This is a genomic window from Proteus sp. NMG38-2 (assembly GCF_020640995.1).
Classification (GTDB): domain Bacteria; phylum Pseudomonadota; class Gammaproteobacteria; order Enterobacterales; family Enterobacteriaceae; genus Proteus.
The window spans coordinates 2,465,977-2,485,874 of the sequence record NZ_CP085481.1 but is presented as its reverse complement, the minus strand read 5'-3'; the positions used below and the strand labels follow the sequence as shown (position 1 = coordinate 2,485,874).

The 19,898-nt window shown below is 36.4% G+C and carries 19 protein-coding genes; 11 read left to right on the top strand and 8 right to left on the bottom strand.

The features are described from left to right. Window positions 1-84 precede the first annotated feature (84 nt). From uraA to hda, 3 genes are all read left to right on the top strand, one after another. Complete coding sequence (gene uraA, locus LG402_RS11840) at window positions 85-1,386, top strand: uracil permease (protein ID WP_166540562.1); 1,302 nt, start codon at window positions 85-87, stop codon at window positions 1,384-1,386. Between the two features lie 267 nt (window positions 1,387-1,653). Beyond that, on the top strand, window positions 1,654-2,859 hold the full coding sequence (locus tag LG402_RS11835; RefSeq protein WP_109407722.1) for a mechanosensitive ion channel family protein: 1,206 nt from the start codon (window positions 1,654-1,656) through the stop codon (window positions 2,857-2,859). Window positions 2,860-3,107: 248 nt separating this feature from the next. Next, window positions 3,108-3,815, top strand: coding sequence for a DnaA inactivator Hda (gene hda / locus LG402_RS11830; protein ID WP_166540599.1), 708 nt, complete (start codon window positions 3,108-3,110; stop codon window positions 3,813-3,815). A 207-nt stretch (window positions 3,816-4,022) separates the two neighbouring features. On the opposite strand, the gene LG402_RS11825 is transcribed toward hda, so the two are convergent. The 3 genes from LG402_RS11825 to LG402_RS11815 all read right to left on the bottom strand — a co-directional run bounded on the left by LG402_RS11825 (window position 4,023) and on the right by LG402_RS11815 (window position 7,819). Beyond that, window positions 4,023-5,273 carry an MFS transporter gene (locus tag LG402_RS11825; protein WP_166540561.1) on the bottom strand — a complete coding sequence of 417 codons (1,251 nt, stop codon included), beginning with the start codon at window positions 5,271-5,273 and terminating at the stop codon, window positions 4,023-4,025. A 708-nt stretch (window positions 5,274-5,981) separates the two neighbouring features. Continuing rightward, window positions 5,982-6,338 carry an arsenate reductase (glutaredoxin) gene (arsC, locus tag LG402_RS11820; protein WP_166540560.1) on the bottom strand — a complete coding sequence of 119 codons (357 nt, stop codon included), beginning with the start codon at window positions 6,336-6,338 and terminating at the stop codon, window positions 5,982-5,984. A gap of 8 nt (window positions 6,339-6,346) precedes the next feature. Continuing rightward, window positions 6,347-7,819 carry a tetratricopeptide repeat protein gene (locus tag LG402_RS11815; protein ID WP_227335503.1) on the bottom strand — a complete coding sequence of 491 codons (1,473 nt, stop codon included), beginning with the start codon at window positions 7,817-7,819 and terminating at the stop codon, window positions 6,347-6,349. A 154-nt stretch (window positions 7,820-7,973) separates the two neighbouring features. On the opposite strand from LG402_RS11815, the gene LG402_RS11810 reads away from it, so the two are divergent. After that, window positions 7,974-9,050 (top strand): AI-2E family transporter, encoded by a 1,077-nt coding sequence (locus tag LG402_RS11810; protein ID WP_166540559.1) that lies wholly within the window; start codon window positions 7,974-7,976, stop codon window positions 9,048-9,050. Between the two features lie 83 nt (window positions 9,051-9,133). On the opposite strand, the gene bcp is transcribed toward LG402_RS11810, so the two are convergent. Together bcp and LG402_RS11800 are read right to left on the bottom strand one after the other, a co-directional pair. Beyond that, window positions 9,134-9,604, bottom strand: coding sequence for a thioredoxin-dependent thiol peroxidase (gene bcp, locus LG402_RS11805; RefSeq protein ID WP_166540558.1), 471 nt, complete (start codon window positions 9,602-9,604; stop codon window positions 9,134-9,136). An 18-nt stretch (window positions 9,605-9,622) separates the two neighbouring features. Beyond that, entirely contained in the window at window positions 9,623-10,180 is a 558-nt protein-coding gene (locus LG402_RS11800) for a glycine cleavage system transcriptional repressor (protein WP_166540557.1), read from the bottom strand. 215 nt (window positions 10,181-10,395) lie between these two features. Here LG402_RS11800 and dapA point away from each other — a divergent pair, with 215 nt between their 5' ends. The 4 genes from dapA to purC all read left to right on the top strand — a co-directional run bounded on the left by dapA (window position 10,396) and on the right by purC (window position 14,464). After that, entirely contained in the window at window positions 10,396-11,295 is a 900-nt protein-coding gene (gene dapA, locus LG402_RS11795) for a 4-hydroxy-tetrahydrodipicolinate synthase (protein WP_072068421.1), read from the top strand. A 16-nt stretch (window positions 11,296-11,311) separates the two neighbouring features. Beyond that, the gene (gene bamC / locus LG402_RS11790) at window positions 11,312-12,358 is read left to right on the top strand and encodes an outer membrane protein assembly factor BamC (RefSeq protein WP_072068420.1); all 1,047 of its coding nucleotides are present in this window, start codon (window positions 11,312-11,314) and stop codon (window positions 12,356-12,358) included. Window positions 12,359-12,647: 289 nt separating this feature from the next. After that, window positions 12,648-13,238, top strand: coding sequence for a phosphatase PAP2 family protein (locus LG402_RS11785; RefSeq protein ID WP_072068419.1), 591 nt, complete (start codon window positions 12,648-12,650; stop codon window positions 13,236-13,238). A gap of 512 nt (window positions 13,239-13,750) precedes the next feature. Next, window positions 13,751-14,464, top strand: coding sequence for a phosphoribosylaminoimidazolesuccinocarboxamide synthase (gene purC / locus LG402_RS11780; RefSeq protein WP_072068417.1), 714 nt, complete (start codon window positions 13,751-13,753; stop codon window positions 14,462-14,464). A 174-nt stretch (window positions 14,465-14,638) separates the two neighbouring features. On the opposite strand, the gene LG402_RS11775 is transcribed toward purC, so the two are convergent. After that, window positions 14,639-15,250, bottom strand: a complete 612-nt coding sequence (locus LG402_RS11775) for a glutathione S-transferase family protein (RefSeq protein WP_227335501.1) — start codon at window positions 15,248-15,250, stop codon at window positions 14,639-14,641. A gap of 92 nt (window positions 15,251-15,342) precedes the next feature. After that, window positions 15,343-16,041 carry a helix-turn-helix transcriptional regulator gene (locus tag LG402_RS11770; protein ID WP_109407715.1) on the bottom strand — a complete coding sequence of 233 codons (699 nt, stop codon included), beginning with the start codon at window positions 16,039-16,041 and terminating at the stop codon, window positions 15,343-15,345. 220 nt (window positions 16,042-16,261) lie between these two features. On the opposite strand from LG402_RS11770, the gene LG402_RS11765 reads away from it, so the two are divergent. From LG402_RS11765 to LG402_RS11755, 3 genes are all read left to right on the top strand, one after another. Next, window positions 16,262-17,146 carry a neutral zinc metallopeptidase gene (locus tag LG402_RS11765; RefSeq protein WP_227335499.1) on the top strand — a complete coding sequence of 295 codons (885 nt, stop codon included), beginning with the start codon at window positions 16,262-16,264 and terminating at the stop codon, window positions 17,144-17,146. Window positions 17,147-17,207: 61 nt separating this feature from the next. After that, window positions 17,208-17,660 (top strand): DUF441 domain-containing protein, encoded by a 453-nt coding sequence (locus tag LG402_RS11760; protein WP_227335498.1) that lies wholly within the window; start codon window positions 17,208-17,210, stop codon window positions 17,658-17,660. A gap of 2 nt (window positions 17,661-17,662) precedes the next feature. After that, on the top strand, window positions 17,663-19,711 hold the full coding sequence (locus LG402_RS11755) for a tRNA(Met) cytidine acetyltransferase TmcA (RefSeq protein WP_227335496.1): 2,049 nt from the start codon (window positions 17,663-17,665) through the stop codon (window positions 19,709-19,711). Here LG402_RS11755 and LG402_RS11750 read toward each other — a convergent pair. Beyond that, window positions 19,674-19,883, bottom strand: coding sequence for a YpfN family protein (locus tag LG402_RS11750; protein ID WP_036936107.1), 210 nt, complete (start codon window positions 19,881-19,883; stop codon window positions 19,674-19,676). The genes LG402_RS11755 and LG402_RS11750 overlap by 38 nt on opposite strands. Window positions 19,884-19,898: the final 15 nt, after the last annotated feature.

Below are 19,898 nucleotides of genomic sequence, written 5' to 3'. Positions count from 1 at the left end.
GCAACATGGCGACTTAAAGTAAGACGAGTATGAAGTTAAAAATACAAACCAATTTCACATTCATATTAAAGAGAGGTCGTAAGCATGACTCGTCGTGCAATCGGGGTAGAAGAGCGCCCACCATTATTACAAACAATTCCGTTGAGCCTTCAGCATCTGTTTGCAATGTTTGGCGCTACCGTACTTGTGCCAATATTATTTAAAGTTAATCCGGCAACAATATTGTTATTTAACGGGATCGGAACCCTGCTTTACCTCTTTATTTGTAAAGGACGCATTCCTGCTTATTTAGGTTCAAGTTTTGCGTTTATCTCACCTGTGCTTTTGCTGTTACCATTAGGGTATGAATTAGCACTTGGGGGATTCATCGTCTGTGGCGTGTTATTTTGTCTTGTGGCAGGTATTGTAAAAATAGCAGGGCGAGGCTGGATTAATGTGATGTTCCCACCTGCGGCAATGGGCGCAATCGTTGCCGTTATTGGTTTAGAGTTAGCAGGAACCGCAGCAGGAATGGCGGGTTTATTACCAAGTGCAGATGCGCCAGTTGATAATCAAACATTGCTTATCTCTATGGTTACTTTAGGTGTCACTATTTTAGGTTCAGTGATGTTTAGAGGATTCCTTGCAATTATTCCTATTCTTATAGGGGTATTAGCGGGTTATGCACTTTCTTTCTTCTTAGGGGTTGTTGATGTAACGCCTATTAAAGAAGCTAATTGGTTTGCACTACCAACATTCTATTCACCACGTTTTGAATGGAGTGCTATCTTTATTATTCTTCCTGCGGCATTAGTGGTTATTGCTGAACACGTTGGTCACCTTGTTGTGACAGCAAATATTGTGCAACGCGATTTAATGAAAAATCCGGGCTTACATCGTTCTATGTTCGCAAACGGTTTCTCTACCATTATTTCTGGTTTTTTTGGTTCAACGCCAAATACCACATATGGTGAAAATATTGGTGTTATGGCAATTACCAAAGTCTATAGCTCGTGGGTTATTGGTGGTGCAGCAATATTTGCAATCTTATTATCCTGTGTGGGTAAATTAGCCGCCGCTATTGCTGCTGTTCCTGTTCCAGTGATGGGTGGAGTATCTTTATTACTTTATGGTGTCATTGGTGCATCAGGTATTCGTGTTTTGTTAGATTCAAAAGTGGATTACAACAAACCGCAAAACTTGATATTAACTGCCATTATTCTGATTGTTGGTGTGAGTGGTGCTTCAATTCACATTGGTGCGGCTGAATTAAAAGGTATGGCTTTAGCAACAGTAGTGGGTATTGTTTTAAGCTTAATCTTTAAATTAGTCAGTGTTGTTCGACCTGAATCAGAATTTGTAGATAACACGATTGAATCAGTCAGTGGTACAGCAAATAAAAAATAAGTGATATGTTGAAGTTAACGAAAAAGGCGGATTATATCCGTCTTTTTTATTGCATCTTGTTTTTATGTTAAAATTAAAAACTGAGATATTTAACTTTTTAAGTGTTTAAAACTTAGAAAAGCATCAATAATTCAATCATGATGTTTATTTAAATTAAATAAATGAGACAATGGATGTCTGTTCTTATGCGAAATAGGCATTTAGTTACTATTTAAGTGGCATTCGTTTTAAGGTTGGAAAAGACTCAAAAAAGGTATAACGCAATTTATGGAAAAACTCATTGAAGTTTATGATTTCATAACATCAAAGCAGATATTTACCACAATATTCTTAGTTGTTGTGTTGCTGGTGGTATGGTTTCTCGCCAAGATGATTTTCCGTCGGATTGCAAAGCGATTGCTTTTTTTATTTACTGAACTTTCAGATGAAGAAACGATAGAAGACATTGCTAAAAAGAGTGCTTCTATAGTTGCAGTAACATTAGTTCTTTATATTAATCAGTTATTACCATCTTTTTCACATGAGATGAATGTTATCTTTGAGACGGTTGCTCGTGCTTTTATTATTATCAATATTGCCTCATTGCTTAATAATGCTCTCGATATTTTTAACATTAGACATGCAAAAAAGGCGTGGCATCGGAATAATTCCATTAAAGGTTATATTGAAATTGCCAAAATCGTCGTTTGGATAATTTCTTTTATCCTGATCATTGCACTTTTTACTGAACAATCACCACTTATTATTATCTCAAGTTTTGGTGCCATTGCTGCGGTATTAATGTTTGTTTTTCAACATACTCTTATCTCATTTGTTGCCAACATTCTTATTTCTAACGGTAAAGTTTTAAAGCTTTATGATTGGATAGAACTGCCAAGTAGTAATATCAGTGGTGAGGTGATTGATATCGCATTACACACTATCACAGTCCGTAATTGGGATAATACGATTTCACGTATTCCGACAAAGGATTTTTTGACAGAAAAATATACTAACTGGCAACCGATGTTTTCATCTGGAGGGCGTCGGATTAAACGTAGCTTTTATATTGACCAATCTTCGATTTCATTTGCAACGGAAGAATTAGTCCTTGAATTAAAAAATACTGCACATCTTCGTAAGAGCATAGAAACAATGCTTGAAGGAAAAGAAGAAGAAATTGGTGATATTAATGCATGGCTAGAAACAAAAGGGGTGACCAATTTACAGTTATTTAGAAAGTACATGTTAAATTGGATAAAAATGCGTGGTGATGTTAGGCCTGATATGTATTTAGTGATAAGAACAATGCCACCAACACCCATGGGATTACCCGTAGAGTTATACTGTTTTACCAGAGCGACAACATGGGTAGAATATGAAGAAACGCAATCTGAGATTTTTGAGTATATAAATGCATCAGCTAAATATTTTAAGCTTGATATTTATCAGCAGCCTTCAGGTAATGATGTCGCGAAATTAAAATTCAGATAATAAAAACATTAATTAGACAAAGAATACTTTTTGGGTTTTACGCTAAATAATTTGAAGTATAGCTTGGCAACTCCTGTAAATAAACAAGGTCAATGTTAGGGAAACTTGAAGCATGAGTGTTCATAAAATAGGCTATCACGAAAATCTTGCTGTTATCTTAATCAGTGTCATGTGCTTTTTTAATATTGGTTCTGACCTTGTGAGAATTTGTGTTAGAATCACCACGTTTATTAAACTATTCAGGTGAGGTGCTTCTGAATACGCCGTCACAGCTATCATTACCACTATCTCTGCCCGATGACGAGACATTCGATAGCTTTTATGCAGGGGAAAACGCGTCATTAGTCGCGGCAATTCGAACCGCCATTCATCAATCTCATGGCAGTTATATCTATTTCTGGTCCCGTGACGGAGGTGGAAAGAGCCATCTATTACATGCTGCATGTGCTGAACTTTCATTAAATGGTGATGCTGTTGGGTATGTTCCGCTTGATAAACGAGCCTATTTTGTTCCCGATGTCCTTGAGGGCATGGAGCATTTATCATTAGTTTGTATTGATAATGTCCAATGTATTGCAGGTGATGAAGAGTGGGAACTCGCCTTATTTAATCTTTATAATCGAGTTTTAGAGCATGGTCGAACTTGTTTATTAATTACCGGGGATAGACCACCTCGCCAAATTGAATTACAACTTCCTGATTTAGCATCTCGTCTTGATTGGGGGCAAATTTACCGTTTGCAGCCATTAAGTGATGAAGAAAAAATTCAAGCATTACAATTAAGGGCAAAGCTTCGTGGTTTCGAATTACCTGAAGATGTAGGTCGCTTTGTGTTAAAACGTCTTGATAGAAAAATGCGAACACTCTTTGAAATGCTTGATGAACTTGATCACGCTTCTATTGTAGCTCAACGTAAACTCACTATTCCCTTCGTGAAAGATATTCTTAAACTATAGCTTTTACCTCAATACTATCCCTCATCGAATTAGGTGAGGTGAATAACACAAATTTTCCTCTATTGTTTAAATTAAACCAATTAAAGGTAATGATTTTTCGTTATTTTTAATGGTGTTTTTTTGTATTAAAAACTATAAAAAAACCGCTTGTCTTTATAAAAGGCAAGCGGTGAGAAATACAAACAATAAAGGAGGAGGGTTAAATAATTAGTGTGCTTCTACTACTTTAGTTTTCTTCTGAGGTACCAGTAAGAAAATCAGATAAAGTGCAGTAATTGCAACTGTGTAGCCTGTGAAAATTAACCAGAATGATTTCCAGTCAACAGCACCATTTGTGGTATATAAGTCAATGACCCAGCCACTTAACATTGCACCTAAATAAGTACCAAAACCGTTCACTAAGGTCATAAACATACCTTGTGCAGTGGAACGATATTGTAATGGGATCTCTTTTTCTAAGAACAGTGAACCTGAAATATTAAAGAAGTCGAAAGCACAGCCATACACAATCATTGATAATAATAAGACGATTTGTCCCAATGATGTGTAGTCGCCGTAAGCAAAGAAACCGAAACGTAAAATCCAAGCAATCATACTAAATAAAACAATAGTTTCGATTCTTACACGTTTTAGTAACAGAGGTAGGAATAAAATAAAGACAACTTCTGAAATTTGCGAAATAGATAAGAATACAGAAGGATAACGTGCAAAGAATGAATCATCAGCGTTTGGTAATGCTGCAATATCTTGCAGGAATGGTACACCAAAAGTATTCGTAATTTGCAGAACAGATCCTAACAGTGTTGCGAAGAATAAGAAAACAACCACGTTTTTCTTTTTGAAAACTTGCAAAATATTAGAAAGACTAAATGCCACTTCTTCTGTTTTAGCTTCATTTTTATCAACAGTTTTTGTTGCAGGTAAGAACATGGCAAAAACAGCGAGAATAATAGACGCAATCGCAGCCACAAAGAGTTGATGATAGCTATTACCTAAACCTAAGAAGCTAATAACCCACATGGCCGCGATAAAACCGACTGTGCCGTAAACACGGATCTTTGGAAAGTAGTTGTTAGGTTCTAAATGTTTTTGCTCTAACAGTTCAAAGATGATGCTGTTTGCCATTGAAATACTTGGCATAAAGAATAATAAATGCAGCAGGGTAGCAAAAAATAATGTAGTAACAGTCGTCATTTGCGACATTAACACTAATGCTAATGCGGAAAAAATATGCAGGGTAATAAATACTAATTTGCGGTTGTTTATTTTATCTGCAATAAATCCCATAATGACAGGTGCGATAAGTGAGGCAAGCCCAAGAGCACTGAAAATAAGCCCAACATCACTACCTTTAAAATGCAGTTCTCCAAAGAGGTACGAGGCAAATGTTACTAGCCAAGATCCCCATATAAAGAACTGGAGGAATGAGACAAGTTTTAATCTAAGTACGATATTCATCTGTTTTCCTATTAGCCTAGCAATCACCCGACACCATAATGATGATTGGTTAGTTTTAATTGCCCATAATGTTGGCTATAACGTTGTTTATTTCATATACATCTATAACTTCATTTCACACCGATTAATTGTCATCAAATTAAAAATTAACAACTAAAGAAGAGATAGAGTAAATAACAAATTGAAAGTTTATTGCTGTATTGCAGTATTATTTAAAATGTATTTTTTTTGTTAATTTCTTTCTTGGATGATAATGGAAAAATAGAGTGGCGAGAATTTAGTGTTTATCAACTCTGCTATCATATTTTCTGATGCCCATGATATGTAGGAACGCATTTGTGTAAAGAGACTTGAGTCACAATATAAATGAAACACATGATTATTTTTTTCTTTTTAAGGTGACCTATAGTGGGATAGTGTGATCTTGATAGACTTTCCAAAAAATGACGATTTATTAGCCATAAAAAATATGAAACTGAGATGAATTTTTTTGAAGGCAAAAAGAGATTGATTTTTTTCTGTTGAGGAAATAAAGAACACTTTATTAATTGCTGTGATTACAATTTAATAACATTTGGTAATTTATGCCTAAATGGGGAAAAGAGAGTAAACGGTTGCGGATTAATGATAAAACAAAAAATAAAGCCTATTTCACACATCGCAAAGTATAGGCTTTAATTTTCGGAACTTAGCTATAAATTCTAGCTCTTAGCTAAATAACTCTTTCACTTGCTCTGGTGGGCGACCTAAACGGGCTTTATTCCCAACAATCACAATAGGGCGCTCAATAAGTTTAGGATTTTCATGCATTGCTTGAATTAATGCATCTTGCGATGTTTCGTCAGCAAGTTTGAGTGTTTTATAGATCTCTTCTTTTGTACGCATTAATTTTCTTGCATCATCAAACCCTAGCGCTTTAAGAAGTGTTTTAATTTCTGTTACTGAAGGCGCTGTGTCTAAGTAGAGATTAATCTCAGGGGTTACTTGCATTTCTTCTAATAAATGTAAGGTTTCACGGCTTTTTGAACAGCGTGGATTATGATAAATCGTCACTTTCTTGGTCATGTTGTCCCTTATTTAAATTGACTGTCTCTTTGCTGTATTTTTCTTAACTGGTCAATACGTGCATCAAAGCGTGCTTGGTCGTTACTGCCCAGTTTAACTTGTCTGCTTGCATCACCTAAATAACGGATCGCTGTTTCAAAGTCACCTCGGAGTGCTAAATCTTCCGCATAAGCCGCTAATTCATGAGCTCTATCACCTTGTTTAGCTGAGTTTTCTGCCATTAATTGCCAGCCAATAGGATCATTTGGATTATCAAAGGTATAACGATAAAGCAGACGATTAGCTTCGTTATATTGTTTATTATGTATATAAGAATTAGCCAAGTTAGCAATAATAACGTTGTTATTAGGGTTCTGCTTTAATACCAATTGCAATCTTGCGACAGCATCATTTGCCCGATTTTGTTCTAAATCGATATCTGTCATTGCATCAATAAGCCAAATATTATTAGGCTCTTTTTCTAACATTGGAGTGAGTAATTTTCTTGCGTCATCAAATTTACGATCACGAGAGTAAATGAGTATTTGTGCATAGTTAGCCGCTAATTTTTCAAGCGTAGTACCTTGCTTAAACTGATCAAGGGTTGTTTGAAATGCATTATCCGCGGTGGGATTTTTATTTAGCATGGTTAATACACGCATTTTAGCAAACAGAAAATCTGCTGACTGAGGAAGTTGGCGCGCAGGATATTGGCTAGCTCGGCTTCTTGCATCGGATAATCGGCTATCCGGTAAGGGGTGCGTTAATAACATTTCAGGCGGTTTAGAACTATAGCGAACTTGGTCTGCAAGAATTTGCATAAAATCAGGCATCCCTTTGGGATCAAATCCAGCTCGATAGAGTGTTTGAATTCCAATACGATCTGCCTCTTGCTCGTTCATTTGTGTAAACGTGATCATATTCTGCTGCATCCCCGCCATACTCCCCGTAAAGGTTGCAAGCCCAGCGTTGGGATTGGCCATAAATATCAAAATAGAACCTAATACGCCAGCAAGTGCAAGAGGGGTTGTTTTTGCCTGATCTTCTAGCATTCGTGCTAAATGACGTTGAGTAACATGCGTGATTTCGTGAGCCATAACAGAGGCTAATTCACTTTCAGTTCGGCTATAGCGAAAGAGTGCGGAATGTAAAACAATGTTTCCCCCAAAATAAGCAAAGGCGTTAATATTGGGGTTATTAACTAAATAAAAGTGAAAAGGAGTTTTTACTGAGTTGGCATTAGAAACGAGTTTCTGCCCTAAATTATTAATGTAGTTAGAAAGTAAGGGGTCAAAAACTAATGGTGCACTATTTCGCAGTTGGCGAGTATAGTACTCACCCATAGCGATTTCTTGATTAATACTTAGCGTTGAACCTGCAGTGGTTCCCATATCAGGTAAAGAATCTTCAATATCAATCGCAGCATGTGCTGGCACTACTGATGTTGATAGCAACGCAGAAACAAGAAGCGCGACTAATGGTTTTTTAAGTCTGAGTTTCATACAACTATATCCTGATGGCTATCTTAACGAAAAATTAATAATTAATGATGTATGATAGCAAAACCTAACGTAAAATCTGTCAAAAGATTATTGCTTATATGAATGAATACATATAGCTCTATTGTTCTGATTATTATAAAGGATCTTTATTTTCATGCTGGACTTGCTTGTTCAATGGTACAAACGCCGATTTGCTGATCCACAAGTTATCGCTCTTGTGGTTATCTTAATTGCAGGCTTTTCAATTCTGTACTTCTTCAGTGGCATACTCGCTCCTTTGTTAGTGGCAATTGTACTTGCCTATCTTTTAGAGTGGCCAACTCATTTACTTGAGAAATTAGGATGTGCCCGAATTTGGGCCGTATCGATAATTCTGACACTTTTTATCGGTATTAGTGCCATCGTTATTTTGATTTTAGCACCAACGGTTTGGCAACAAGGGATGACTCTAATTTCAGATATCCCAAATATGATCAATAAGTTCAATGCATTTGCACATGAATTACCTGATCGTTTCCCTGCATTAATGGATGCGGGTATTGTTGATATGATGGCAGAAAACTTACGTAGTAAGTTCTCAACAGTTGCGGAATCTGTCTTAAAGGTGTCTTTAGCTTCATTAATCGGTGTTATCACACTTTCTATTTATCTTATTCTTGTTCCTTTAATGACGTTCTTTTTGCTTAAAGATAAGCAACAAATGCTTAATGCTGTGCGTCGTGTTTTACCAAAAAATAGAATACTGGCAGCGCAAGTTTGGATTGAAGTTAATCAGCAAATAACCAACTATATTCGCGGCAAAGTGACAGAAATGGTTATTGTTGGCATTTTTACTTATTTTGTTTTTGCCTTCTTCGATCTACGTTATTCCGTACTGCTTGCTGTTATTGTCGGTGTCTCTGTTTTAGTGCCTTATGTTGGTGCTGTTTTAGCGACGATCCCTGTGATTGTTATTGCGCTTTCTCAATGGGGATTAGGATCTGATTTTTGGGCGTTATTCATCGCTTATCTTGTTGTTCAAGGATTAGATAGCAACTTATTAGTACCGATTTTGTACTCTGAAGCAGTGAACATGCATCCTTTAGTTATTATCTTATCCGTAATTATATTTGGTGGCATGTGGGGATTTTGGGGTGTTTTCTTCGCTATACCATTAGCAACATTGATAAAAGCAGTATTGCATGCATTACCCGATGAAATTGCGAATGAGCAACATATAAAGAAAAGCTAAGTATCGCCTTGAATGTATTAACAAAAAACAAATAAAAAACAGACAGTGTAAACTGTCTGTTATCTTATCATTTTAACCATTTATTATGGATGCTGAGCGAGATATTCGAGAACGATTTGATGGTGATTAGTTGTTTTAAAGCTATCAAAAACATGTTCAATAACGCCGTTTTTATCAATTAAGAAAGAAGTACGATGAATACCATCGTAAGTTTTTCCCATAAATTGCTTTTCTCCCCAAATACCAAATTCTTCTGCAACTTTATGATCTTCATCTGAAAGCAACGTGAAATTTAACATCTCTTTTTCAGCGAAACGGAAAAGTTTTTCTGATTTATCTGTGCTGATACCTAGCACTTCAACTTTGGCTTTCTTTAATGCATCCATTTCATCACGTAAGCCACAAGCTTGAGTTGTACAACCCGGTGTCATTGCTTTAGGGTAAAAGTAAACGAGCACACGTTGGCCAGCGAAATCAGATAAATTAATTGTTTCTCCATCTTGGTCGGGCAGACTGAATTGAGGCGCCTTTTCACCGGCTTTTAATGGGTTCATTTGGTCATTCTCCATTTTTTACTGTTTCATCATCAGACTATTTACGATACTTATTGTGCCTTGAGCATTTAGCTCTGTACATAACTGATTGAATTTCTCATTAATAACAAGACCGTGATCATCTAATGGATTATGCGCCGTGATTTGTATCTCTAAACGGGCAGGAGTGCCATCTTCTGACAGGTGGGTTTTAGAAATTAATTCAGCAAGATTAAAATTATGCTGGCTAAACAAATTAGTAAAGCGTTCTACAATACCGGGTGCATCTTCAATATCAACCTTCGCTGCAATGGTAGAAGGATAGGTAATGGGAGCCCCATTTTTAGTTCTTTTCATGACGGTCAATAAATCAAGTTCCGCACTTTTAATCGGCAACAACGCTTCTAACTGTGCGATAGCGTTCCAGCCACCTGAGAGTAGCATGATAAACGTAAACTCTTGACCAAACATCGCAAGTCGGCTGTCCTCGATATTACATCCACATTGGCTGACTAATTGTGTAATGGTATCAACAATACCTGGGCGGTCAGCGCCTAATGCAGTAATGACGAGAAAATGTTTATCAGGTATGGGCAAAATGAGGTTCCTTTTGACTTTCAGTTTATTCTTAACAGGTAAACACAAATTTTGATTTCTGCCAAGATCCCTTGCTCACTATCTTCAATTATTATATCTCTTTAATTCATATCAAAGAATATTAGCAAATTTCATTAGAAACCTAGAGTTAAGTAGTTTTCAATAGAGCAATGAATGAGTACCATTGAGTATACGTCTATCTCGGAGCAATGATTATGGTGAATAACGAATTTAATTTTACAGGCAGTATGGTGGCATTGGTTACACCAATGGACGCAAAAGGCAATGTTGACCGGGTTAGTTTACGTAAATTAGTTGACTATCATGTTAATGCAGGCAGTGCTGCCATTGTTTCTGTCGGTACAACAGGAGAGTCAGCAACATTAAGTCATGACGAGCATGTTGATGTCGTTTTAATGACATTAGATATGGCAGATGGGCGTATTCCTGTAATTGCAGGTACGGGTGCCAATGCAACATCTGAAGCCGTTTGGTTTACACAACAATTTGAAAACAAAGGTATTGTGGGTTGTTTAAGTGTGACGCCATATTATAATAAACCTTCACAAGAAGGCTTGTATCAGCATTTTAAAGCGATTTCTGAAAGCACTGCACTACCACAAATCCTGTATAATGTGCCAGGACGTACTGGATGCGATTTATTGCCAGTAACAGTTGCACGTTTAGCCAAGTTGGATAATATTGTGGCAATTAAAGAGGCGACAGGGAACTTAAGTAGGGTTAGTCAAATCCAAGAGTTGGTTAATGATGATAGTTTTATCTTATTAAGTGGAGATGACGCATCATCATTAGACTTTATGCAACTTGGTGGTCACGGTGTTATTTCGGTTACTGCTAACGTTGCTGCGTCAGAGATGGTAGAATTATGTCGATTAGCAAATGCGGGTGAGTTTGCAAAAGCACGTGAACTTAATCGACGTCTGATGGACTTGCATCATCAGTTATTTGTTGAACCTAATCCAATCCCAGCTAAATGGGCGTGTCAACGTATTGGATTGATTGAAGACGCCACATTGCGCTTACCTATGACTCCGTTGACATCATCAGGTCAGCAAATTGTCGAGAAAGCGCTGTTAACAGCGGGAATACTGTAAAACTTAGGGAATTTTAATGGCAACACTATTGCATAAATCAAAGATTATGAAAGTCGCGGGTCTGTCGCTGGTGGTTTTACTGGCAGCCTGTTCAAGTGATCAGCGCTATAAACGTCAGGTCAGTGGTGATGAGTCTTATTTAGAGACGGCAGGGCTAAAGAATTTAGCTATTCCGGCGGGTATGGTGTTGCCTTTGCAAAATGGGGAATATGATATTCCAACCCCTAAAAAAACTGAGCCAGTAGGTTTAGCGCTTGATATTCGTCCACCGACTCAAGCTCTGAACTTATTAAGTGGTTCACGTAGTGAAAATAATGCAGATAACAGCAAACTGTTCTTACCTAGCACACCTGAAAATACAACACTATATGAGCAAGTAACGGCTATCTTAAAGGATAAAGGCGTTGCTATTGTAAAAAGTGATGCAGGGCAAAAAGAAATTCATACTGATTGGATAACATGGTTACGTGCAGATGAAAACGTGCCTTTCCAAACACGTCAACGTTTAGTAATAGCTCAAGCGGGTAATGTAATTTCATTAACCGTGACTAACGAAGGTTTACGCCAAGGCGAAACAGATGTTACTGATCCAGCTGAAGTGAAACGTTATAATATTTTAATGCTTAATGAACTGGTTGATGGTTTAAACCGTATGCGTAATTTAAGCGAAAATACAGCTACAAGTAATCTTCAGGGTATTATTGATGTCCAGAGTGGCAGTGATAATGCAGGGCTTCCAGTGATTATTGTACGTGCGCCATTCGATGTTGTTTGGGATAGATTGCCAATCGCATTAGAAAGCGTGGGAATGAAAATGGGCGACCGCACACGTTCTAAAGGTTCAGTTGAAGTGACCTATAAAGGAATGAGTAGCGCAAATTGGAGCTCGTTAGGTGTTGATAGACCAACTGTAGAAGAAGCGGATTATAAATTACAAGTAGGTGATTTAAATAACCGTAGTAGCCTACAATTTATTAGTGATAAAGGTAAGCCATTAACACAATCACAGAATGATCAAATGGTTGCAGCATTGAAAGCCGCTTTCAGTAAACCTGTGAAATAAGTATTCCGCTTTATAAAATAAAGAGAAACCGCACAATTGATATTGTGCGGTTTTTTTATGTCTTTAATAGGTAAAAGTTATCTATTCTTATTTTTATTTCTAGAGATTTAAATAGAGATTCACTATTAAATCTGTCATAAATTGAATGCTCTTTTAATGATAATGTTAAATTTGATGTTATTAATAATATTAATCTTAATGCAATGATCTTAAATCTATGTAATATTGCATCAATTCTTATTCTTAATAAAAATAACAAAGCATTCTCTGACTATATGAAGGAGTATTTATGAGTGCGGGTGATATGATTATTCACTTGATATTAAGTGGGATACTTATTGTAGGTGTTTATCAATTCTATTTTTTTACTCAACGATATACATTGAGAGAAGTGAAAGTAATTAATTCACCTGTTGATGAAAAAATTCCTTTCTGGCCTTGGTGGTCATGGATTTATAGTTTCTTATATTATCCAGCAATTCTATATCTTAACTGGATTATTCAAGACTCAAGACAATTTATTATGATTGTTTTTAGTTATATAGTTCTGTTGGTCATGCAAATGTTTTTCTTTGTAGTATTTCCTGTTGCAACCCCTGCACATTGGCGAACCATTAATCCAGGAAAAACGGCATCAGAAAAATTTCTTAAGTTTGTTCAACACTTTGATGACTCATCAAACTGCTTCCCTAGTATGCACGTTTCAGTTGCAACACTTACGGCTTGTCTTGCTTATGCAACACTAGGGCCTTGGGTTTTCTTATTCCCATTATTTATTGCTTTATCTTGTATGTTTACTAAACAACACTATTTAATTGATTTGCCAGCAGGTGCCTTATTGGGTTGGTTTGCTTATGAAATTTATTGCTTTATTATGTAATAAAATTTTTATGCCATTTGTATTCGTAGGAATATTTGAAAAATACAAAGATAAATGAATAAAAATAGCTTATTGCAATTTAGTAATAAGAGATATAACCAAATTAGTTTCTAATAAAAAAGAAATTAGTTTGGTTTTTTTATTCACAATAACTAAAAATAGGTGTAATGAAAAATGAATCAATCAATTATTAAAAATAATATAACTCTAAAAAGGAGATGATACAGTGGTATAAACTAAAAATATTCTTATTTTGATTTTTTATATTATCTATATTCTATACTTTATTATAGAAATTCTTTTTATTATTTTTAGTGGTTAATTATTGTTACTTTTAATGCTAAAGCTAATAATTTGCTTTTATTGTCTATAAACAGTGTTGTTATCAGTACGTTATCTTCAAGATTTTTTAGTGATAGTTCTCACGTTTTAAAAGCTTTTTTATCTAATCTAGAGTAGAGTATGGGAAGCAAATTTCTTGTTAAACCTATCACATCTTTGGAGTGTGTCAGATGCAGAAAAAAGCTGAGTTGTATCGTGGAAAGGCCAAGACAGTCTATACCACTGAATCTTCTGATTTTCTTATCCTTGAATTCAGAAATGATACATCAGCGTTAGATGGCCAACGTATTGAACAGTTTGATCGTAAAGGCATGGTAAATAATAAATTTAACCATTTCATTATGAATAAACTGGAAGAAGCGGGTATCCCAACGCAGATGGAACGTTTGCTTTCTGATAATGAAGTGCTAGTCAAAAAACTCGATATGGTGCCTGTTGAATGTGTTATCCGCAATCGTGCGGCTGGCTCATTAGTTAAACGTTTAGGCGTTGAAGAAGGTATGCTTTTAAACCCACCTATTTTTGATTTATTCTTAAAAGATGATGCACGTCATGATCCTATGGTGAATGAATCTTATTGTGAAACCTTTAATTGGGTATCTAAAGAAAACCTCGCAGAAATGAAACGTCTTAGCTATAAAGCAAACGATGTCCTTAGTGAATTGTTTGATAAAGCAGGACTTATTTTAGTCGATTTTAAACTCGAATTTGGTCTATTTCACGGCAAAGTTGTATTAGGTGATGAATTCTCTCCTGATGGTAGCCGTCTATGGGATAAAAATACCTTAGATAAAATGGATAAAGATCGTTTCCGTCAAAGCTTAGGCGGATTAATTGAAGCATACGAAGAAGTTGCACGTCGAATCGGTGTTTCTTTAGACTAAATACGCAAACGATTACGTCAAGTTAAACAAGATGTAATTAGAAAAGGTCAGCTTAAAAACTGACCTTTTGTCTTAATAGAAGCATTTTAAATGAAATATATTAAACAAATATAGCAATGCTACTAAGCAACTATGGTGATAGCTTAATTGAATTACGTTTAATAATAAGAAAATTTATCGTAATCCTAAGCTTTCTAATAATTGTTTAATTTCATTATTAAGTGCAAGGCTATCAATATATTGGTTAATCAGTGGTGTAGGCTGGATAAGTGCATACTTGCACAAAAATATAAGGAAATAACCTACATACACATCAACGGCAGTCAGATTTTTGCCACAAATATAAGGATTAGCACTAGCTAGCCCCGTTTCTAAACAATGAAAGGCTCGTTCAAATGAACCAAAACCAGAGGATTTTTGTTGTTCTTCATTCAACTCTATACCGAGATCTTTGACTGTAAATGCCGCTTCAATGGGTCCTGCGGTAAAAAAGAACCAACGATAATAAGCTGCACGTTCGGGGGAATTTAGTGCAGGTGCAAATCCTTTCTCAATAAACTTATCCGCTAAATAAGCACAAATAGCTGCAGACTCAGTAACGACGATTTCGCCATCAACTAATGCAGGAACTTTTGCCATTGGATTAATGGCAAGATATTCAGGGGTACGCATTGGTTCGCCATATTCTAATTCAACACGCTGATAAGGCACATCTAATATTTTTAAGAAAAGCTCAACTGTGTTACCGCGAGACATTGTATTAGTATAAAGAATAAGTTCACTCATGATGTTTCCTTACTGTGTTGATTAATATGATGTTATTTAAACTGAAATAGCTAAACTATGAACAGTAAGGAAGATATTACGGAAGTTGAGTGTCAATTATTGTCAGGAGTGTCTTTGAGGATCTCTTTTTTCCATCTATCGAGCAAATAACTTTTTGGATAAGGTAAATTATCACTTAATACATCATAAGAAATAATTCTATCAAGTCTAAAATGGCGATAGCTTTGACGCAATTCACACCATGCAGCAATGACTTGTGAGTCTTGAAAGTAGCCAATCGCAATCGGCCAAATAATACGATGACTTAATTGTTTTTGAGCGTCTTTATAATCAATCTTCGCTTTTTTCTCTTCACGCAAACTTAAACGTAAATCTTTAGCAATAGTGTGGTTAACTTCAATAATTCGGTTTGTAGGAACAAATAACGTGTTTTTTTCCAGTAATGTTTGATGCTGTGTTGTGACCACGGCATTAATTTTATTAATTGCACGTAATGCCGAGTAGCTTAATTCGTTATCTGTATTATTTTCAACCCAACGTAACCCTAAGATAAGGGCCTCCAATTCATTAATATCAAAGGTTAATGGAGGAAGTAATAATCCTGATTTTAATTGATAACCCATACCTGCTTCACCCGTAATTTCAGCACCTTGATCACGTAGAGACTCAATATCACGATAAATCGACCGTACACTTATGTGTAATTTATCAGCGAGCGCTTCAGCAGTTATCGGATAACGGTTTTCTTTTAAAATTTGTAATAAAGTGAGTAAGCGTTGGGTCCGAGTCATTAAGATCTCAATGTGTTAACAAAAAATACGATGATTAGGAATAAGAATTCTATTATGAAATGACTAGAGTGTGTTGAGTTATTTTCTCTAATAGTCTCTATTACCTTGCTCTTAAAAAATAGGGAATAGAGATGGCAATTTTTTGTTATTATCTCAAATCAAGTGATAAATTTACTCATAATAAAGATAAATTAGCCTATTAAACTAGTGGGGATAAGTTATGCGTTGGAATGATCGCCGAAGAAGTAATAATGTAGAAGACCGAAGGGGGCAACCTTCCTCTGCATCTGGTGGTGGCAATCTCCCATTAGGATTAATTGCACTTTTACTGCGTACTAAATATGGTTTTATAATAATTATTGTTTTAGTTATCGCCAGCTTTATGGGATTTGATTTTAACACGTTAACGGGGGGCAACAATCAAGCCCCACAACGTAATGAGCAACAAACCGCACTTTATAATGAAGCTGCCGATTTTAGTAGTGTTATTTTAGCCAGTACTGAAGATTTCTGGCGGACAATTTTTGCACAAGCAGGAAAACAATATAGTGATCCTAAACTCGTGCTATATACCAATAGCACAACAACACAATGTGGAACTGGTACAAAAATAATGGGGCCATTTTATTGTCCCGCTGATCGAAAAATCTATCTTGATCTCTCTTTTTATAATGAAATGAAAAATAGCTTAGGTGGTGGTGGCGAATTTGCCCAAGGTTATGTTATTTCTCATGAAGTTGGTCATCATGTTCAGCATTTATTAGGCATTACAACTCAAATGCGTGAAAAACAACAAATGGCTCGCTCAAAAGCAGAAGCAAATCGTTTATCTGTAAAATTAGAGCTACAAGCTGACTGCTTTGCGGGAATGTGGGGGCATTTTATTGCAGGTGAAGGCCGTATTGATGAAAGTGATGTATTAACGGCAATTAAAACAGCGCAAGCTATTGGTGATGATAAATTACAGCAACAACAGCAAGGTTATGCAGTTCCTGATAGCTTTACACATGGCACCGCAGAACAGCGAAAAACTTGGTTTATGCGTGGCTATAACAGCGGTAGTATCAAATCTTGCGATACATTTGCTTCTTCGTCTTTGAACTAATACCATTATTTGGTAAATAAAAGACAATTAACACTATAAAGAGAAAGGGTTAGGAACAAACATGAGCAATGTTGATCCCTCATTATTAATTTTACTGGTCCTCGTTGGGCTCGGCATTATTAGTCATAATATGACTGTAACGTTAGCTATGCTGGCTTTGTTAGTTATTAAAATTACACCATTAAACCAATATTTTCCTGTTGTTGAAAAATATGGCATGACCATAGGTATCTTAATTCTTACCATTGGCGTAATGACACCCATTGCAACGGGGCGTATATCAGGACAAGAAGTTCTTAATTCATTCTTAAATTGGAAATCACTATTAGCGATTGCTATTGGTATTGCTGTTTCTTGGTTAGGCGCTAGAGGTGTTTCTTTAATGAATAACCAGCCTTCAACAGTTGCTGGCTTATTAGTGGGAACGGTGATTGGAGTAGCGCTTTTCCGAGGTGTTCCAGTTGGGCCATTAATTGCAGCTGGTATTCTTTCGTTATTAATTGGTAAATCCTAGTAGTGTCATTCTCCCATTTGCATCAATACCAACAAAAGTTAGCGCGATTTGGGCAGCGTCAATTACTGCTATTAGCGGGCGATCCAACATGGCAAGCAGAACAGATCCTGCAAATTACCCAGTTATGCGAAGGTGATTGGATAACGATTTCCTCCAGTAAACCTAATGCTATTTTACCAGCGCACGCTATTCGTTTGCTAGGACGAGAGTTTCTACATGCTGTTTTTGATGCTAATGAGGGATTTAATACCGATGCTTTAGCGATGTTAACGGGCACATTAAAAGCTGGTAGTTTATTGATCCTGTGCTTACCCGATATTGATAATTGGGATCGCTACATAGATAACGATAGTCAGCGCTGGAATGATGCTCAAGGTATACTTTCAACACCAAATTTTATGGGATGGTTAAAAGATATCACGTTGGGTGGTGGTCAAGTGATTGTGTGGCAACAATCAACATTATTGAAATTGCCTACAATGATAGAAAAAACTAAACCTTGGGTGCTTCCACAAGGTGAACCAACCACAGAGCAGCAAGTGATTTTAGATAATTTGCTTATATCGACATCTGGTGTTTGGAGTGTTATTGCACCAAGAGGACGTGGGAAATCTGCGCTTGCTGGTATGTTTATCGAGCAATGTCAAGGTAATGTGATAGTTTGTGCACCAGCTAAAAATAGCACTGATGTTTTATCTTCCCATACCAACAAAGTCATTTCATTTTACTCTCCTGATAATTTATTAGCTCTGTGCAAAAATAATGCAATTCAAAGTGATTGGTTGATCATTGATGAAGCTGCTTCTCTACCAATTGCACAATTAGAAGTGCTGTGTGGTTATTTTCCTAATGTGTTAATGACAACCACAGTACAAGGTTATGAGGGAACAGGGCGCGGTTTTATGCTTAAATTAGGAGATAACATTCCCAATTTACGCATCTATCAATTACAAACACCAATCCGTTGGGCTAAAGATTGTCCATTAGAAAATTGGCTTAATCAGTTGTTATTGCTTGATGAACCTGAATATGATTTTGAACGCCAGCAACAAGGTGAAGTCGATATCCAGCAGCTTCAAGGAAATTGGCATAATAATATTCCACAATTACATGGATTTTATCAACTTCTTACTAGTGCGCATTATCGAACAACACCATTGGATCTACGGCGTTTACTTGATGGCCAAAAACAGCGTTATTGGTCAGCGACAATCAATAAAAAAATTGTAGGTGCCGTGTGGTGTATTGAAGAAGGGGGGTTACCTTTCAAACTTGCTTATGAGGTATGGCTGGGTACTCGTAGGCCTAGAGGTAATCTACTTGCACAATCATTAGTCACCTATGGTTTAACGCCAGATGCGGTGTGTTTAACCTCATTGCGTATTAGTCGAATTGCCGTTTTGCCTCAATATCGACGTCAGAAAATTGCCGCAACTTTAATAACTAATATTGTAAAAGAGAGCCAAAAACAGGCTATTGATTACCTTTCAGTGAGCTTTGGTTACACTGAAGTTTTAGCGCAGTTTTGGATGCAATGTGGCTTTCAAATAGTACGATTAGGGGTACACAAAGAGGCAAGTAGTGGATGTTATGCCGCAATGGCAATTTATCCACTAACAGAAAAAGGTGAACAGTTATTACGCTCGTCTTTAAGCGCTTTTGCTTTGCAATATCAGAAGATAAAACAGCAAACAGGCATCTGTTTATCAATGAAATTGCTACCCCATCATATTGCTACACCACAAGATACTTGGTTAATGATGGCAGGTTTCGCATTTGCTCATCGTCCGGAGCTCACCGTTTATGAGAGTGTTGCCAACTTTTTGGTAGGTTATGAGCAACACTACCCGTTATTGGTGGCTTTTTTTGTAGAAAATAAAACAGTTGAACAGTGTGTAGCTGAGTTTTCTTTATCAGGAAAAAAAGTCTTAGCTAAGCAACTAAGAGAACAATGCGCAAAATTAATGGCTGAAAGAGATCCTCAATTAACATCGCATTATCAACAGTGGTTAGCTACTTGTTCTCATCCTTCTTGTTTTGATTTTGTTTAGGCCAATCATCTTCATCATCCCATTTATCATTAAAATCACGGTGTGGAGGTAATTTCCGCTTATTTTTAAGAAATTGTTTAGGATCGATTTTGTTCATATCTTTAATTGCGTTAATAATAATTCCCACCAAAAGAATTAAAATAACCCACCAATAGTCAGCAAACCAGTGCATAAATAAACCTTCTGT

Bases quoted from the DNA above. Each gene is read 5' to 3' on its own strand.
- uraA (WP_166540562.1), top strand. From the start codon at position 85: ATGACTCGTCGTGCAATCGGGGTAGAAGAGCGCCCACCATTATTACAA.
- LG402_RS11835 (WP_109407722.1), top strand. From the start codon at position 1,654: ATGGAAAAACTCATTGAAGTTTATGATTTCATAACATCAAAGCAGATA.
- LG402_RS11825 (WP_166540561.1), bottom strand. From the start codon at position 5,273: ATGAATATCGTACTTAGATTAAAACTTGTCTCATTCCTCCAGTTCTTT.
- arsC (WP_166540560.1), bottom strand. From the start codon at position 6,338: ATGACCAAGAAAGTGACGATTTATCATAATCCACGCTGTTCAAAAAGC.
- LG402_RS11815 (WP_227335503.1), bottom strand. From the start codon at position 7,819: ATGAAACTCAGACTTAAAAAACCATTAGTCGCGCTTCTTGTTTCTGCG.
- LG402_RS11810 (WP_166540559.1), top strand. From the start codon at position 7,974: ATGCTGGACTTGCTTGTTCAATGGTACAAACGCCGATTTGCTGATCCA.
- bcp (WP_166540558.1), bottom strand. From the start codon at position 9,604: ATGAACCCATTAAAAGCCGGTGAAAAGGCGCCTCAATTCAGTCTGCCC.
- dapA (WP_072068421.1), top strand. From the start codon at position 10,396: ATGGTGAATAACGAATTTAATTTTACAGGCAGTATGGTGGCATTGGTT.
- bamC (WP_072068420.1), top strand. From the start codon at position 11,312: ATGGCAACACTATTGCATAAATCAAAGATTATGAAAGTCGCGGGTCTG.
- LG402_RS11785 (WP_072068419.1), top strand. From the start codon at position 12,648: ATGAGTGCGGGTGATATGATTATTCACTTGATATTAAGTGGGATACTT.
- purC (WP_072068417.1), top strand. From the start codon at position 13,751: ATGCAGAAAAAAGCTGAGTTGTATCGTGGAAAGGCCAAGACAGTCTAT.
- LG402_RS11775 (WP_227335501.1), bottom strand. From the start codon at position 15,250: ATGAGTGAACTTATTCTTTATACTAATACAATGTCTCGCGGTAACACA.
- LG402_RS11770 (WP_109407715.1), bottom strand. From the start codon at position 16,041: ATGACTCGGACCCAACGCTTACTCACTTTATTACAAATTTTAAAAGAA.
- LG402_RS11765 (WP_227335499.1), top strand. From the start codon at position 16,262: ATGCGTTGGAATGATCGCCGAAGAAGTAATAATGTAGAAGACCGAAGG.
- LG402_RS11760 (WP_227335498.1), top strand. From the start codon at position 17,208: ATGAGCAATGTTGATCCCTCATTATTAATTTTACTGGTCCTCGTTGGG.
- LG402_RS11750 (WP_036936107.1), bottom strand. From the start codon at position 19,883: ATGCACTGGTTTGCTGACTATTGGTGGGTTATTTTAATTCTTTTGGTG.